Here is a 14,691-nt window from a genome sequence, read left to right on the forward strand (position 1 = left end):
TTCAGCCGATTCGAGGTCCGGCCCGGCCTCATCGTCGCGGCGGTCGGCACACCGGGCAATGAGCCCGGCAAGACACTGCAAACCAGAGGTACGGGTGAGCCGACGTGGCCTGGCCGCTGGACCGGACGGCGCCAACTCCGCGACGATCAGTACTTCGTGTACTTGGCCCAGTCATAGGTGGCGGTCAGCTTGGTGCCGGGGTAGGTGAAGGGCCCCAGCCAGCTGTCGACTCCGATGCCGGGCCAGAGGTTCATCATGATGCGCTGGGGGTGCGTGGGAAGCGGTCCACGGGAGCCGTTCTCCTGGTGGACGAGCACTCCGTCGACGAACCAGTTGATGGTGCCGCCGTTCCACCACTCGAAGGCGTAGTTGTGGTAGCCGCTCGCGGCGTCGAAGCCCAGGTTGATGACGGTCTCGTGGCCGCCGACGCCGTTGGTGAAGTAGTTGACCTGCATCTGGGTGGTGTTCTTGCCAAGAATCTCCACGTCGATTTCGTCCCAGGGCTGGCCGTCGCTGGGCCCGGTGTAGGTGAAGAACGAGGTCACGGTGCCGGGGTTCTTGACGGCCTTCATGCGCACCTCGAACCGGCCGTACGAGTAGAGGTCGGTGGTGCGGTATTCGCCGGCGGCGTACGGCTTGCCGGAGCAGCCGCCCGGGCAGGACTGGGTGTCCAGGTTGAGGCCCATCACGCCGCCGTTGAACCAGACGTGGTCGGCGCGCCAGCCGGCGTTGAAGACGCCGCCGTTGCTGTACCCGTCGGCCTTGTACCAGCGGGCGGTGTCGAATCCGTTGAAGTTGTCGACGAAGCTGGGGCCGATGGCGGCCGCGGCCGGCTCGGCACCGGGCGCCGTGAGGGCGGCGACGGTGCAGAGGATCGCGGCGGCCAGCGCTTTCGGGGCGCGTGATCGAGTGATGGTCACTGACGTCTCCAGTTCTACGGGTTTCGTCATGCCGGGATGTCGCGTCGTGCACGACGAACGGGGATGGGGCGATACCGGATCGCGGGGTGCCGGCGGCTCGGGTTGAGGGCGCCCGAGTCACAGCCGTGTGGGTCCCATCGCCTGGATCGGGGAGAATACTGGAAGCGCTTCCAGGTCATCGATCCAGCGATGTCTATGACGATTTTGTAACCTTGAGGTTAACGTTTGTCAAGCACGGGACCGGATCGTCGCCGATCTAGCTGCGGTAACTCAGCCCCCACTGTCCGCCTACCTCGCCGCCCGGCCTTGCGTGCACGGCTCCGGAAACCCGTCCTTTACATCGACGAGCGTGAGTCATTATCTTCTGACAGGAAGCGCTTCCAGTCAGTGAGGAGCGCCCTCACACCCCTGGGAGGCAACATGCGAAGGCGGGCACTCCTCGGCACGGCGGCGGCCGCGGTGGCACTGGCGACGACCGGCGCCGCCGGGCCGGCCGCAGCGGCGGCCCGCAAGGACCGGGGCCCCAACCGTTACCTGGGCATGTTCCGGCAAGAGGACCCCACAGCGATCGCGGCGAGCGTCAAGAACCTCTACGGCGCCACCCCGGCCAGCGTGATGTGGTTCGACAGCTGGGCGAGCGGACGAGCCTTCCCGTCGGACGAAGCCAGGACGCTCTGGCGGCGCGGCGTCATGCCGCACTACACCTGGGAACCGTGGAATACCGCGCTCGGCCCCAACGACCCCGGGCAGATCCACCTGACCGACGTCATCGACGGCACCTGGGACAGCTACATCAGGGCGCGCGCCGAAGAGTTCGCCGCCGTGCGGCTGCCGATCCTGGTTCGCTGGGGGCACGAGTTCAACGGCAACTGGTACCCGTGGGGCATCGCGAACAACAACGCCGACCCGTCGCTGTACGTGCGGGCGTACCGGTATGTCCATGACCTCGTCACGGGGGCCGGGGCACGGAACGTGCAATGGGTGTGGGCGTACAACAACGGGTCCTCGCCGGACGCACCCTTCAACGACCCGGCCGGCGCGTACCCCGGCGACAGGTATGTGGACTGGGTCGGCATCGACGGATACAACTGGGGCTTCGGTCCGTCGTGGGACCCGGCCGGCGACCACTGGACGACCTTCGAGGCGACCTTCGCCACCGCGTACGCCAAGGCCCGCGCCGTCGCACCGAACCGGCCGGTGATGATCGGCGAGTTCGCCTCCACCGAGGACGGCGGCGACAAGGCCCGATGGATCGAGGACATGGACGCGAAGCTGAGCTCGGGCGCGTACCCCGATCTCAAACTGCTCACCTACTTCGACGTCACCAAGGAGGAGCCCTGGTCGCCGACCTCGTCGCCGGCCGCACTCGCCACATTCACGTCCTGGACGCGACGAAGGTACATGAAGGGGCGCGGCCACGAGCTGGCGCGCGTCGCCGGGGACTACGCCTGTTCCCGCGTTCCCACAGCGAGTTTCTAGCTGACCGCGAAGGTTTACCGGCTCTGGCTGCTCGAACGGCCGGCCACGGGCGCTTCTCCCGCTGAGATCACCACAGTGGGCCGGTCCGTCGTTGCCGTCCAACGAATCTCGGCCCAGCCGGAACTCGGGAACCCGTTGCTCCGTCGAAGCCGCGTCGAGGACCAACGGGGAAGGAACGGACGCGATGAAGCGGATACTCGGAACGGTATTGGCGTGTGCGACGCTGGCGGCGTGCGGCGGACCGGATCCCTCACCGCGGCCGACCGCCCCCACGACCGCTCCAAGCGCCACCGTCGGGCTGACCGATTGCGGGACGTTCAACCCGCCGCAGGGCGACGGCTTGCCGGAATCCGCGGCCCGCTGCCTGATCGAGGCAGTGCGGGCCGGACGTCCCGCCCAGTTGAAGGTGACCAGGTTGACCGTCGAAGGCGACCCGATCCCGGTCACCTATGCCGCCGGAGCCGATGGCCGCGTGGAGATCACCACGGATTCGAGGAAGGACGGATTCGGCACGCAGGTGGTCACCCGTCGTACCTGCACCGATCCGGTCGCCGCACCGGAGCTGGAGTTCGCTCATTGTTCCGAGCCCACACCGATCGAGTAGAGCAGCCGGTGGCGCCATGGCCCGCCGGCGACGGCACGGCGTAACGTATTTCGGCCGCAACGACCCGCCGGCCGCCCGGCGGCTCATCGAGGCGATCGCGATCGCCACGGGCCACGGCGGCGGGCTGAGATTCGCCGACAGCTGACCACGGGCGGGTCGCGTGCCGGGCTCATCGCGGCGTCGGTACCGTCGTGATCAGTCGTCAGGTGTCGAAGCGGTGGCGGGCGGCCTCGATGTGCCCGAGGTAGCGGTGCGTCCAGTCGCACATTCCGTCGACGGTTGCGCGCAGGCCCCGGCCCGGCTCGTTGAGGGTGTATTCGACACGCGGCGGGATCGTTGGGTGCACGTTTCTCTCGACCAGGCCGTTGCGCTCCAGCATGCGCAGGTTCTGGGTGAGCATCTTGTGGCTGATGCCCTCGATCTCGTTCCGCAGCTCGGTGAAACGCAGGGTGCGTTCACCGAGAGTCTCGATGATCAGCAGCGCCCACTTGTTGGCGACGTCGGAGAAGATCTCTCGCGCCAAGGAGTCCGCGCGCCTGAGGTCCGCATCCTCGGATGGGCCCTTCATCTGTTTGGTCACCATCGGGTTCCCCAGTCACCGGAAAGTGCGTTCTTCCATGCCGGGAGCCACTCTCCTACGGTTCCTGAGTAACCACAAGAGACTGTCGGGGGACACGAGCCCACCGGCACTCAGGACAAGGAGGCGGGCGACATGGCCATCAACCTGGTGAACCCGAGTGGATTGCCCAAGATCGATGCTTACCGGCAGGTGTCGATCGCGACGGGGTCGAAGCTGGTCTTCATCGCCGGCCAGGTCGCCTGGGATGCCGAGGGGATCACGGTCGGCGAAGGCGACCTCGCCGCGCAGGTCGAGCAGTGCTACCTCAACATCGGCACCGCTCTGTCCGAGGCCGGCGGCTGCTTCGACGACGTGGCGAAACTGACCGTCTACGTCGTCGACTGGACCCCCGACAAGATGACCCCACTGCTGGAGGGCATCTCCCGGGCGTCCGCGAAGCTGGGCATCACCCCGGTCCCGCCAGCCACGCTGCTGGGTGTTGCGGCCCTGGACGTCCCCGACCATCTGGTCGAGATCGAAGCCACCGCGATCCTCGACTGAACAGATGCCGGATCGACGGTCGGGCCTCTGCTCCGAGGGTCTCGCGGGTGAGGGTCGCCGCGGTGAACGGCAGAAGCAGGATCTCCCGCGGGTGGCGGCGCAGGTGCGAGTAACTGCGGATGCCCCGGCCGAGCAACGACCAGATCAGGATGAGCACGCTCAAGTGAGCGGGCAGTTCGACCCGGCTGAAGAGCAGGTAGCCCAGCGCCATGCTCACCGTGAACGGGGTGAGCAGGATCTGCGGCACGGTGATCTTGGTGACCGCGGGCGTTTTCCCGCGATGGTTACGGGCGCGTGAAGCACGGTGAGAACACGAATACCGCGAATCCCTCCGCCGCCGGGCTCTCCACACTCAGGCTGAACCCGTCGGGCGTCTTCGCCTCGATGATGCCCCGATTCGGCTCCAGGTCACGGTCGTCGGTGATCGTGTACCCCTGGGCCTGCCAGTCGGCCCGCACCCGGGCGATCCCGTCCCGCGGTGTCTCCCCGGCCGGCGTCGAGATGTTGTAGGAGCCCTGGATGCTGTAGATGTCGCTGCCGCTTTCACCCCGCTTGCCGGTGCACGGCATCGGCCCCGTCGAGGGGTTCTCCAGCGGCCCACCGACCAGCTTCGCGATCTTGTCGGCCTGCGCCTGCACGAGCGCGGTGGTGTCGGCTTCGGACTTGGTTTCCACGGATTCCCCCGAGCAGGCGGTGACGATCAGCAATGTTGCGGCGGCGGCCGCCAGCGACAGGACGCGAGTGGCGGTCACCGGAGGTTCCCCGGTGCTGTGCCGCTGTTGAGAGTCACTTCGTCGTACACCCCTGCCAACACGCGAGCCTGGTTCTTCAGGCTCTGACTGTCCGGTTCCCAATAGCTGGTGTGCCCACCCGTGTCGGCCACCCAGTTGTTCCCGCCGAAGCCGTCGGAGGTCGGCGCATCCCCGTGTGTGCTGTCGGCCGCCGTCTCGACCGCCCAGATCCCCGGCGCCATGCCCGGCACCAGCACCTTGTCCCACGGCTCGGCGAACTTCGCGTCCGCGACGGGGTCGGTCGAGCTGGCACCCGCCCACACGTGACCGGCGTCGCCCAACTGGCTCGCGTTGTCCACGTGCATGCCCGGGCTGCCCGCGACCACGATGTCGTCGACGGGCAGGCCACCGGTCTTCGCGGCCTCACCGACGACTGTCGACCCGTACGAATGGCCCATTGCCACCAGATGCCCGGCGTCGCCCTCATGGGTGGCCCGCAATCCGGTCACGAAATTCAGGTAGGGGTCACGGCCTGCCTCCGACCGCGAGTTCATCAGCACCGAGGCGTTGTCCAGGTCGGGCGCGTCGTAGCCGAGCCAGTAGACGGTCGAGACGTCACCGCCGCGCCCCAGGGTCAACTTGTCCGCGGTGTCGTTCATCCGGACGATGCGATCGATGTTGTCGTCCATCGACCCGTAGAGGGTGGTGCTCAATCCCGGCACCCACACCCCGGTGTGGCGGGCCGTGTCCGGATTGCCCGCGGCGATGATGACCTTGCCGTGCCCGGCGTGGGCCTCGGTGTCCACGCCCAGCAGGAACCCGCGATCACCGAGTTTGCTCAGCGCGTCCTCGACCTTGTTGATGCGTTCGAGCTGTTCCCGCAGTTCCGCCGGATCACCCTGGTGCGATGCCAGCTGATCCAGGACGTTCCGCTTCTGGTTCGCGAGCGCCGTCCGGTTCGCCTCGTCCCGGTCCTCGGCCGGGATACCGTCCATCCAGCCGATCCGCCCCGGGAAGTCACGGATCAGCTGATCCTGCTGTGCGCGGCTCAGCGAATCCCACCACTGCCGAACCTCGGCCGGTGTCTTGCCGTCGGTCGCGTCCAACGGCGTACACGTGCCGAAGTCAGGTCCCGCACCCGGCGCGCCGGCGCCCGGAAGACAGGCCTTGAGCACCGCCTTCGTCTCCTTGTCGAGCCGGGTCGCCCGCGCCGCGAGGTCCTGCAACTGCACGTTGTAGCCCTGGATCAGCCCCGGAATCCGGGCCGCCTGCGCGGTGTCCGTGACACTACCCGGCGCCGCCCACGCCGTCGCCGACAGCAGATCGACGTTGAGCCCGTTGCCGGCGCACTCGGCGACGATCGCCTCCAGCATGCCCTTGAGCTGGTAGATCGTGTCCGCGTGCGTTCGCAGCGCCTGGCTGATCCGGTGACACGGCTGGTAGGTGCCCGCGATCTCCGCCCGCAGTGCCGCCGCCCGCTCATCGGCCTGCGTCCCCGACGGCCACACCGACGGCAGATCCGCCGCATCGGAGACGAATTCGTCGAGCTTGTCGTCGAGCGCTTTCGCGAGCAGCCCCCACGCTTCCGCGGCCTCCCCGAAAGCGGCCGAATTGGTCTCCCGCAACAGTTGCAGCGTGACCGTCACTTCCCGGACACCGGAATCGGAACGTTGTAGCTGGGAGCCGGCGGGGGAGCGGGAATGTTGAACGAGGAGGCCGCCGCCCTGTCCGCGGCCTCGAACTCGTCCGCGCTGGCGACCAGATCCGCACCGAACCTCGTCACCCGCTGCGACAGTTCGTTCAGGTGGTTGCGCCAGGCGTTCGACGCGTCCGCCAGCGCCGGCGCCGATTCCCAGCCGGCGGCCGGCCCACTCACCGTCAGATGGGTGACCTGCTGGTTGATCGCACCCTCGACCGTCACCAGAGGCGTCGCGATCCGGATCCCGGTCCTGCGGAGCCCTTCAATGTCTATGTGCACATTCGGCTGCACCGTCGACCTCCCCCGTACTCGACGAACGTCTTGAGAGACTACGGTCCACCAGCAAATCGGCGGCAGGCGATCCCCTCGCCGCCCGCCGGGCGCCAGGCGCCTTCGCCGGTGTACGGGTACGGCCCGGCGGGGCAGCAGCCGGGTGCCGCCGAGTGGTTCAGCCGGCTCCGATAGTTACATTTGACCGATTTGCCCCATAAACCGATAATCGGTGGGTGGCGGTGACCGAGTTGCGGGTGCACGGCGTGGGCGGGGCAAGGCCGGACGTGCTGCTCGGCACCCCGAGCCACCGGCAGGTGTGGGGTGATCGGCTTGCCGGGTTCTACGCCGCGGAAACCGAGCAGCGGGGCCGGCGGATCGAGGCGTACTGCTGGGGTGGAATGACCTCACGGAGCAGCACCCGGGTGCTGTGGCTGCTGCTGTTCCCCTTCATGCTCGCGAATCTCGCGGGCTGGACCTGCTCAGCGCGGACCCGCGCGGACCGGTGGGCGTTCGCCGCACACCGCGCCTGCGGGCGGTTGGCCGCGCTGGGCATCACCCTCAACCTGCTGCTGATCGTCGCGATCGCCGCCATGGACTGCTGGGCCTTCCAGTTCGGTGGGCGCCCCGGCGACGACTCGGCGCCGCAGTGGCGGAAGATCGCTCACGGCATGGTCGACCGGCCCGAGGCCGGTCAGCGGGTGGTCCTCGGGGCGGCCGTCGTCGCGGCGGTCCTGCTCATCCTCTGGCTGCTGTCCCAGCGAGCCCGCAACCGGTACGAGGAGGTCGCCCCGGCCACCGACGGAGGCGGCTACGCCGCAGCCCTGCCGGGCGGTGTGACCGACCCGCGGTTCTTCGACGGCGCCGACACCGTACGCCGGTTGAGTCTGCTGCACGTCGGCGCCGGGCTGTCGTGGCTGGCGTTCCTGTTGAGCCGGGCGCCCTGGTCGGCGGCCGCTGCGGGACTGCTGCTGGGGTGCTCGATCGTGCTGCTGGTGTGCGAGACGGCCGGGGACCGCGCCGTGATGCCGCTGGTCGTGGCGGCCACGCTGGCGGTGTGTGCCGCCGCCGGGCAGACCTGGACCACGAATCTCACCGGCGACGGACACCTGCCGAACATGGAGACCACAGCGATCGGCACCCTTGCCCTGGTCGTCGTCCTGGTCCTCGTCAGAGCACCGATCCTGGCCGGCATCGCCCTGCTCCGCATGTTGGGGATTCGCCGCGGTGCCGCCACCGCAACCGTGCCGCGCCCGATCCGGCCCTGGCCGGGAGCCCCGCTCGTGGTGTCCCTGCTCGCCCTGCTCAGCGCCAACGTCGCCGGCGTGGGCATCCTCGTCGGCGCGGTGAACGCGCTCGGCCCCGGGGTCGAGATGTTCCCGCTGATCGAGGCCGTGCTGCCGATGCTCACCCTGGCGCCGGTGGCGCTGTTCATCGCGTTTCCGCTGGCCCAGCTGATCCGGTACGCGGCCGCGGGCTACGGCCCGGGTCCGGCGGCGGTCCGCGCCGAGTACGCCGGACGGGCGGACGCGACTCCGCCCGTACCGCAGCCGTGGGACGCCTGGCGGTGCAGCGCGCTGCCGACCGGGGACCTCGGCGCCGGGGAACGGCTTCGCCGCATGCGGTGGGTCCGGTCGGTCGCCCGCGGCCGCGAGCTGGCGGAGTACGCCTTCGACGTCCGCCACCTGCTCGACGGTCTCGTGGCGATCGCGGTCCTGGCCCTGGTGTCCGCCGGGCTGTCCCTGGGCGACATGGTCGTGCGGTACGCGTTCACCGACCGGCTCGCCGTCGTGGTGGCCGGGCTGATCCCGGTGGCGGGCGTGGCGCTGCTGCGGTGGGGCTGGGGACGCCGGGACGCGCGCCGGTGGCTGGGCGTGCTGTGGGATGTCGGCACGTTCTGGCCGCGGTCCTTCCACCCGTTCGCGCCGCCCTGCTACTCCGAGCGGGCGGTGCCCGACATCCATCGCCGTATCCGGTGGCTGAACGACAGCGGCGACCAGGTTCTGCTGGTCGCGCACAGCCAGGGCAGCGTCCTGGCCGCCGTGGCCCTCGCCCAGCTGCCGCCCGGCCGCGCGGTCCTGGCGACCTTCGGTTCGCCGCTCATGAAGCTGTACGGGTGGGCGTTCCCGGCGTACATCAATGATCGGGTGTTGGCCGGCCTGCGGGACTGGCGCAACTTCTCCTACCCGACCGACTACATCGGCGGCCCGGTCGGGCGTGCGGACGTCGACGTGCCGCTGCCGGACCCGGAGTCAGCCTTCTACACCGCCGGTGAGCCGATGCCGCGGATGAGGCGGCACACCGGCTACTGGTCGGACGAGGCGATGTGGCAGCAGATCGACCAGCACAGCGCGACGGCCGGCGGGCAGCGCGCAGACGCGGAACGGCCGGCGCCGAAACCGAGCACACGACCATCGTGACGCCCACGGCCGGTGGCGGCGACGCCGCCGACCAGGATGATGCTCAGGTCGCGTGCAGCGCCGCGACGAGGCTCTCCAGCTCGGGCAGTTTCTCGGCGTGGGTCAGCGACTCCTCGAGCACCCGGTCGTGGGTGGGGCGGGCCTGGTCGAGCAGCTGTCGGCCGGCCGGGGTGAGCTCGGTGTAGATCCCGCGCCGGTCGTCGGCGCACAGGACGCGGGTGAGCAGCCCGCGATCCTCCAGGCGGGTGACCAGGCGGGTGGTCGCGCTGCTGGACAGCGCGGCTGCCCGGGCGAGCTGCTGCATGCGCATGTGCCAGCCGTCCTGGCGGCTCAGCGCGTCGAGCACGGTGTACTCCACCACCGAGAGCCGGTGCGCGGCCTGGAGTTCCTTCTCCAGGGCCATCTCGATGAGCCCGTGCAGCGCGGCCAGTCGGCGCCAGCCCTGGGCGCGGATCTCGACCGCGTCGTTGCCAATCCCCATGCCGGTCCCTTCCCGCAGAGATGCTGCTCACCCTACACGGCCTTGCGCCGATATAGCGCGCCTGCAACTATTCACTCGTTGCACATGCAACTAGTGCACGCGCTTGTTATTGCACGCCAAAAGGAGTTCCCCGTGCCCCTCGCTCTGTACGCGCTCGCCATCGGCGGGTTCGGCATCGGCCTGACCGAATTCGTGATCGCCGGCCTGCTACCCGAGGTCGCCACCGACTTCCAGGTGACGGAGGCGGCCGCCGGAGGTCTCATCTCCGGGTACGCCCTGGCCGTCGCGGTCGGGGCGATCGGGCTCACCGCCGCGCTGGGCCGCGTCGACCGCCGGCGCGCCCTGCTGGGGCTGATGGTGCTGTTCATCGCCGGCAACCTGCTCTCCGCGATCGCCCCCGACTACGGCCTGATGATGCTCGGCCGCGTCCTCGCCGCGCTGTGCCACGGCGCGTTCTTCGGCATCGGCTCGGTCGTGGCGGCCGACCTCGTGCCGGCCGAGAAGAGGGCCGCGGCCATCTCGATCATGTTCGCCGGGCTGACCGTCGCCAACGTGCTCGGCGTTCCGCTCGGCACATTCCTCGGGCAGGCCGCGGGCTGGCGCTCCACGTTCTGGGCGATCGCGGTCATCGGCGTGTTCGCTCTCGCCGGCATCGCCGCCCTGATCCCGGCCACCCCCGCCCCGGCCGGCGGCAGCCTGCTCCGCGAGTTCCGGGTCTTCACCAACGGCCAGGTCTGGCTGTCGATCCTGGTGACGATCCTCGGGTACGGCGGCATGTTCGGCGCGTTCAGCTACATGGCCTACACCCTGACCGCGGTCGGCGGCTTCCCCACCACCGCCGTTCCGTGGCTGCTCATCGTGTTCGGGCTCGGCCTGTTCGCCGGCAACATCGCCGGCGGCCGGGCAGCCGACCGCAACCTCCCGGTCACCCTGATCGTGCTGCTCGCCGGGCTCGCCGCCGTCCTCGGCGGATTCGCCCTGACCGCCGGCAACCAGGTCACCACCGTCCTCGCCCTGCTGCTGATGGGCGGATTCGGCTTCGCCACCGTGCCGGGCCTGCAAATGCGCATCCTCGGCCACGCCGCCCAGGCGCCGGCCCTGGCCTCCGGCGCGAACATCGCCGCCTTCAACGTCGGCAACGCCTTCGGCGCCTGGCTGGGCGGCAGCACCATCGCCGCGGGCCTGGGCTACACCTCACCGCTGTGGGCCGGCGCCGCCGTCACCACCGCCGCCCTGCTCGTCTACCTGCTGGCGACCCGCCTGCCCGGCGGCGAATTCGCCGACCGCACCACCCTCGTGCCGGCAACCGCCGCGCGCTGACCACACCCGTACCGAACGAGGAAACGATGACCCACATCCCCGCCGTCACTCTCAACAACGGCGTCACCGTCCCGCGGGTCGGCTTCGGCGTCTGGCAGATCCCCGACGCGCAGACCCAGGCCGCCGTCACCACCGCCCTGGAGACCGGCTACCGCAGCATCGACACCGCCGCCGTCTACGGCAACGAGACCGGCGTCGGCCGGGCGATCGCCACCTCCGGCCTGCCCCGCGACGACCTGTTCGTCACCACCAAGCTGTGGATCGCCGACCTGGGCCGTACCTCCGCCCGGGACGCTCTGCACGCCAGCCTGGAGCGGCTCGCCCTGGACCGGGTCGACCTGTACCTGATCCACTGGCCCGCCCCCGCCACCGATGCCTACCTGGACGCCTGGCAGGGCCTGGAAGACCTGTACACCGAAGGCCTGACCCGCGCGATCGGCGTCTCCAACTTCCTCCCGGAACACCTGGACCGCGTGATCGCGCTGGGCGGCACCGTTCCCGCCGTCAACCAGATCGAACTGCACCCGGCCCTGCAGAACCGCGCGACGGCCGCCGCCGGCCACGCCCGCGGCGTCGCCACCGAGGCGTGGAGCCCGCTCGCGCAGGGCGCCGTCCTCACCGAGGCCCCGGTCGTCGCGGCCGCGCGGGCACACGGCGTCACCCCGGCCCAGGTCATCCTGCGGTGGCACGTGCAGCAGGGCCGCATCGTGATCCCCAAGTCGGTGACACCCGCACGCATCGCCGCCAACCTCGACGTCTTCGGCTTCGAGCTCACCACCGGCGAACTGGCCGCGATCGACGCCCTCGACCGTGACGGGCGCACCGGGCCCCACCCGGCAACCTTCAACGGCTGACCCCGATGCGTACGCCCGGACCCGCGGCCCGTCCACCGGGTTCGTGGGTCCGGGTGCGCGGTGCTGGCCGTTCGGCAGCTGGATCGGCCGTCCGTCGGAAAGACGGGACCGACCGGCCTATGGGTTGATCAACCGCTTGGCCGTAAAGCACCCGAAAGTCACCTGTAAGTGATCATGGTGGGGTGCGGCGTCATTGCGGACATAAAGTGACGAAACGTACGTTACGGCGGCAGGTCGAATCGGCTCGCACCCAAGACCAACTCGCACCCACTTCGAAAGAGGTCGTCATGCGCAACGCCGTCGTCACCGCAACCACCCTGCTCGCCGCACTCGCGGCGACCGTCGTACCGGCGGCCGCGGCCCCCGCGCCGTTCCCGGTCGACGAGATGGTCATCGACGTGGTCGCCGCCAACGGCTCCGGCTGCCCGCTCGGCACCGCAGACGTGACCGTGTCGCCGGACAACAAGGCCTTCACCGTCACCTACAGCGAATTCACCGCCCAGGTCGGTGCCGGCGCCAAACCGCTGGACTTCCGCAAGAACTGCCAACTCGCCCTGAACGTCGACGTCCCGCAGGGCTTCACCTACGCCATCGCCAGCACCGACCACCGCGGTTACGCCCGCCTGGAGAAGGGCGCGTCGGCGACCCAGTCGTCGTTCTACTACTTCCAGGGCGAAGCGCGAACCCACCGGTCGCGTCACCAGTTCACCGGGCCGACCGACGGCGACTGGCAGCGCACCGACAGCTTCGGCATCAACTCGGTGTCGTTCCTACCGTGCGGGGAGCAGCGCTACCTCAACGTCAACACCGAACTGCGCGTCAACGCCGGCTGGTCCGACAAGAGCAGGGCCACCAGCTTCCTCACCATGGACTCCACCGACGGCAACCTCGACACCGTCTACCACGTCACCTGGAAGAAGTGCTGACAGGCGACCCTCGCCGAGGCCCGGTCGCGCAAGCGCCCCGGGCCCGCGGCGCTCCTTGTGGGCGTGCGCGGCGGCTGTCGAAACCGCGGTCACAGCAAGCTCGCATTCAGACCCTGACTCCTGCGCTTCGGGGATCCTCTCGCATTCCGATCCGGCTGTCGCGGCGGCCGATATCTTCAAGGGTGCGGTCAAGGTACACCTGGTCACCGACCCGCTCGTGGCGGCGCGGCGGGTGCTGGGCCAGCCCGGCGACCCGGTCGAGAACTATCGCAGCGTGGACGAGGCCGCTCGCCAGCTGCGCCCCGGCGGCGTCCGATCCGGATCAGTGTTCCTAGCGGCATCCCGCCGCGCGCGTCCCGGTGAGAGACGTGGGCCCGGGACCGTCGAGTGCCGGTCCCGGGCTGGGGTGAAGGCTCAGGCCTGATCGAGTCCGAGCAGGACGGCCAGCCGCCGCCACTCGGCGAGAGGCAGTTCACGTGGGGAGCCGGCCTCGGTGAGGACCTGAACCGCCACGTGGTCGGCGCCCGCGTCCAGGTGGGCGTCGATGCCGGCGCGGACCCGGTCGTCGTCACCCCAGACGACGGCCGAGTCGATGAACCGGTCGCTGCCCTCGCCGGCCAGATCGGGCTCGTCCAGCCCGTACCGGATCAGCTGACGGGTGTAGTTGGGCAACGGCAGATAGATTCGCAGCGCCCGCCGGCCCGCCTGGCGGGCCACGGCGGCGTCCGTGCCGAGGAAGACCTTCTGTTCCGGTACGAGCAGCGGCCCGTCCCCGAGGATGCGGCGCGCCTCGGCGGTGTGCGCGGGCGGCATCAGGTACGGCAGTGCGCCGGCGGTCAGCTCACCCGCTGTCTGCAGGGTCTTCGGGCCGAGCGCGGCGATCATCCGCTCCTTCGCCGGCACCTCGGCCAACGGTCCGGTGAGGAACTCCCGCAGCCTGGTCAGCGGGCGCGTGTAGGACTGGCCGCGCGACTCGGCGGTCGGGGCGTGCCCCGAGCCCACCCCGAGATAGAACCGGCCCGGGTACGCCTGCCGGAGCCGTGCGTGTGAGGCCGCCAGCCGGTCGCCGTCGCTGGTCCAGATGTCGACGATGCTGGTGCCGACGGTGAGCGTGCTGGTGGCGGCGAGGATCGCGTCGGCCAGGGCCAGGTCGTCGGGAGGGCTGCCGCCGATCCAGAACGCCCCGAACCCCAGCCGTTCGATCTCGCGGGCGGCATCCGCGACCGCGTCCGGGTCGGCCGGCCAGATTCCTGCGGGCGCCCATAGACCGTACCGTTGCATGGTTTTCCTCCCGATTTGAAGGGTCAGGGGATGAGGAGCACGCGGCCGAAGGCGGCCCGGGACTCGATGTAGCGGTCCAGCTCCGCGCCGAATAGAGGCCGTTCAGGGATAGTACGACGGTGTTCGTACAACGGGTGACATTAGTACGATGACCGGCGTACTTCAAGCACGAGCCGCGGAGAGCCATCGATGCGTACCCTGGAGCATCCCAGCCCACAGGACTTCCACCTGGACACGATCCTGTCCGCGCTCGCCGACCCGATCCGCCGCATGATCGTGTGCCGGCTGGCCGACGGCTACCACCAGCAGGCCTGCCTGTCGTTCGGGCTGCCGGTCGGCAAGTCGACCTCCACCCACCACTTCCGGGTACTGCGCGAGGCCGGCATCATCGAGCAGCGCTACCAGGGCACCGCGATCCTCAACTCGCTGCGCACCGCCGACCTCGAATCCCGATTCCCCGGCCTGCTGCCGGCCATCCTCGCCAGCGCCCGCCGCGACGCCGAGGCCGGCGGCGGACCGTCACGCGGATGACGCGAGTCGCTGGGGTGGAGCTATCTGTGGCCAGATCCGGACGTATGACTGGGAC

Annotated in this window: 16 protein-coding genes; 9 read left to right on the forward strand and 7 right to left on the reverse strand. The window is 69.7% G+C overall.

The window, feature by feature from the left end:
• Positions 1 to 146: 146 nt before the first annotated feature.
• On the reverse strand, positions 147 to 950 hold the full coding sequence (bglS, locus tag KZ829_RS06470) for a beta-glucanase (RefSeq protein ID WP_220142928.1): 804 nt from the start codon (positions 948 to 950) through the stop codon (positions 147 to 149).
• 390 nt (positions 951 to 1,340) lie between these two features.
• Between bglS and KZ829_RS06475 the strand changes: the two genes are divergently transcribed.
• From KZ829_RS06475 to KZ829_RS43845, 3 genes are all read left to right on the forward strand, one after another.
• Positions 1,341 to 2,399, forward strand: a complete 1,059-nt coding sequence (locus KZ829_RS06475; protein WP_220142929.1) for a glycoside hydrolase family 26 protein — start codon at positions 1,341 to 1,343, stop codon at positions 2,397 to 2,399.
• 415 nt (positions 2,400 to 2,814) lie between these two features.
• Complete coding sequence (locus KZ829_RS44815; RefSeq protein WP_246635210.1) at positions 2,815 to 3,003, forward strand: hypothetical protein; 189 nt, start codon at positions 2,815 to 2,817, stop codon at positions 3,001 to 3,003.
• A 16-nt stretch (positions 3,004 to 3,019) separates the two neighbouring features.
• Positions 3,020 to 3,148 (forward strand): hypothetical protein, encoded by a 129-nt coding sequence (locus tag KZ829_RS43845; protein WP_281428048.1) that lies wholly within the window; start codon positions 3,020 to 3,022, stop codon positions 3,146 to 3,148.
• 57 nt (positions 3,149 to 3,205) lie between these two features.
• Here KZ829_RS43845 and KZ829_RS06485 read toward each other — a convergent pair whose 3' ends face one another.
• On the reverse strand, positions 3,206 to 3,586 hold the full coding sequence (locus tag KZ829_RS06485) for a winged helix-turn-helix transcriptional regulator (protein ID WP_220142931.1): 381 nt from the start codon (positions 3,584 to 3,586) through the stop codon (positions 3,206 to 3,208).
• Between the two features lie 129 nt (positions 3,587 to 3,715).
• Here KZ829_RS06485 and KZ829_RS06490 point away from each other — a divergent pair, with 129 nt between their 5' ends.
• Complete coding sequence (locus KZ829_RS06490) at positions 3,716 to 4,123, forward strand: RidA family protein (protein ID WP_220142932.1); 408 nt, start codon at positions 3,716 to 3,718, stop codon at positions 4,121 to 4,123.
• A 284-nt stretch (positions 4,124 to 4,407) separates the two neighbouring features.
• Here KZ829_RS06490 and KZ829_RS06495 read toward each other — a convergent pair whose 3' ends face one another.
• From KZ829_RS06495 to KZ829_RS06505, 3 genes are read right to left on the reverse strand one after another with little or no spacing between them, the layout of a single operon-like run.
• Entirely contained in the window at positions 4,408 to 4,875 is a 468-nt protein-coding gene (locus KZ829_RS06495) for a hypothetical protein (protein ID WP_220142933.1), read from the reverse strand.
• The gene (locus tag KZ829_RS44415) at positions 4,872 to 6,500 is read right to left on the reverse strand and encodes an alpha/beta hydrolase (RefSeq protein ID WP_308285361.1); all 1,629 of its coding nucleotides are present in this window, start codon (positions 6,498 to 6,500) and stop codon (positions 4,872 to 4,874) included. Before KZ829_RS44415 ends, KZ829_RS06495 begins: the two co-directional genes overlap by 4 nt.
• Positions 6,497 to 6,844 carry a WXG100 family type VII secretion target gene (locus KZ829_RS06505; RefSeq protein WP_220142934.1) on the reverse strand — a complete coding sequence of 116 codons (348 nt, stop codon included), beginning with the start codon at positions 6,842 to 6,844 and terminating at the stop codon, positions 6,497 to 6,499. The genes KZ829_RS44415 and KZ829_RS06505 overlap by 4 nt, the downstream gene beginning before the upstream one ends.
• A 215-nt stretch (positions 6,845 to 7,059) precedes the next feature.
• On the opposite strand from KZ829_RS06505, the gene KZ829_RS06510 reads away from it, so the two are divergent.
• Positions 7,060 to 9,243 carry a hypothetical protein gene (locus tag KZ829_RS06510; RefSeq protein WP_220142935.1) on the forward strand — a complete coding sequence of 728 codons (2,184 nt, stop codon included), beginning with the start codon at positions 7,060 to 7,062 and terminating at the stop codon, positions 9,241 to 9,243.
• 43 nt (positions 9,244 to 9,286) lie between these two features.
• Here KZ829_RS06510 and KZ829_RS06515 read toward each other — a convergent pair whose 3' ends face one another.
• A complete protein-coding gene (locus KZ829_RS06515) occupies positions 9,287 to 9,724 on the reverse strand; it encodes a MarR family winged helix-turn-helix transcriptional regulator (protein ID WP_220142936.1) in 438 nt (145 codons plus the stop codon).
• A 132-nt stretch (positions 9,725 to 9,856) separates the two neighbouring features.
• On the opposite strand from KZ829_RS06515, the gene KZ829_RS06520 reads away from it, so the two are divergent.
• The 3 genes from KZ829_RS06520 to KZ829_RS06530 all read left to right on the forward strand — a co-directional run bounded on the left by KZ829_RS06520 (position 9,857) and on the right by KZ829_RS06530 (position 12,824).
• Positions 9,857 to 11,044, forward strand: a complete 1,188-nt coding sequence (locus tag KZ829_RS06520; protein WP_220142937.1) for an MFS transporter — start codon at positions 9,857 to 9,859, stop codon at positions 11,042 to 11,044.
• 26 nt (positions 11,045 to 11,070) lie between these two features.
• Positions 11,071 to 11,898: an aldo/keto reductase gene (locus KZ829_RS06525; RefSeq protein ID WP_220142938.1), complete on the forward strand. Its 828-nt coding sequence runs from the start codon at positions 11,071 to 11,073 to the stop codon at positions 11,896 to 11,898.
• Positions 11,899 to 12,185: 287 nt separating this feature from the next.
• Positions 12,186 to 12,824 (forward strand): DUF4360 domain-containing protein, encoded by a 639-nt coding sequence (locus KZ829_RS06530; RefSeq protein ID WP_220142939.1) that lies wholly within the window; start codon positions 12,186 to 12,188, stop codon positions 12,822 to 12,824.
• Between the two features lie 414 nt (positions 12,825 to 13,238).
• Here KZ829_RS06530 and KZ829_RS06535 read toward each other — a convergent pair whose 3' ends face one another.
• Positions 13,239 to 14,105, reverse strand: coding sequence for a TIGR03620 family F420-dependent LLM class oxidoreductase (locus tag KZ829_RS06535; RefSeq protein ID WP_220142940.1), 867 nt, complete (start codon positions 14,103 to 14,105; stop codon positions 13,239 to 13,241).
• Positions 14,106 to 14,294: 189 nt separating this feature from the next.
• Here KZ829_RS06535 and KZ829_RS06540 point away from each other — a divergent pair, with 189 nt between their 5' ends.
• On the forward strand, positions 14,295 to 14,636 hold the full coding sequence (locus KZ829_RS06540; RefSeq protein WP_220142941.1) for an ArsR/SmtB family transcription factor: 342 nt from the start codon (positions 14,295 to 14,297) through the stop codon (positions 14,634 to 14,636).
• Positions 14,637 to 14,691: the final 55 nt, after the last annotated feature.

The organism is Actinoplanes hulinensis (genome assembly GCF_019429605.1).
Classification (GTDB): Bacteria; Actinomycetota; Actinomycetes; order Mycobacteriales; family Micromonosporaceae; genus Actinoplanes; species Actinoplanes campanulatus.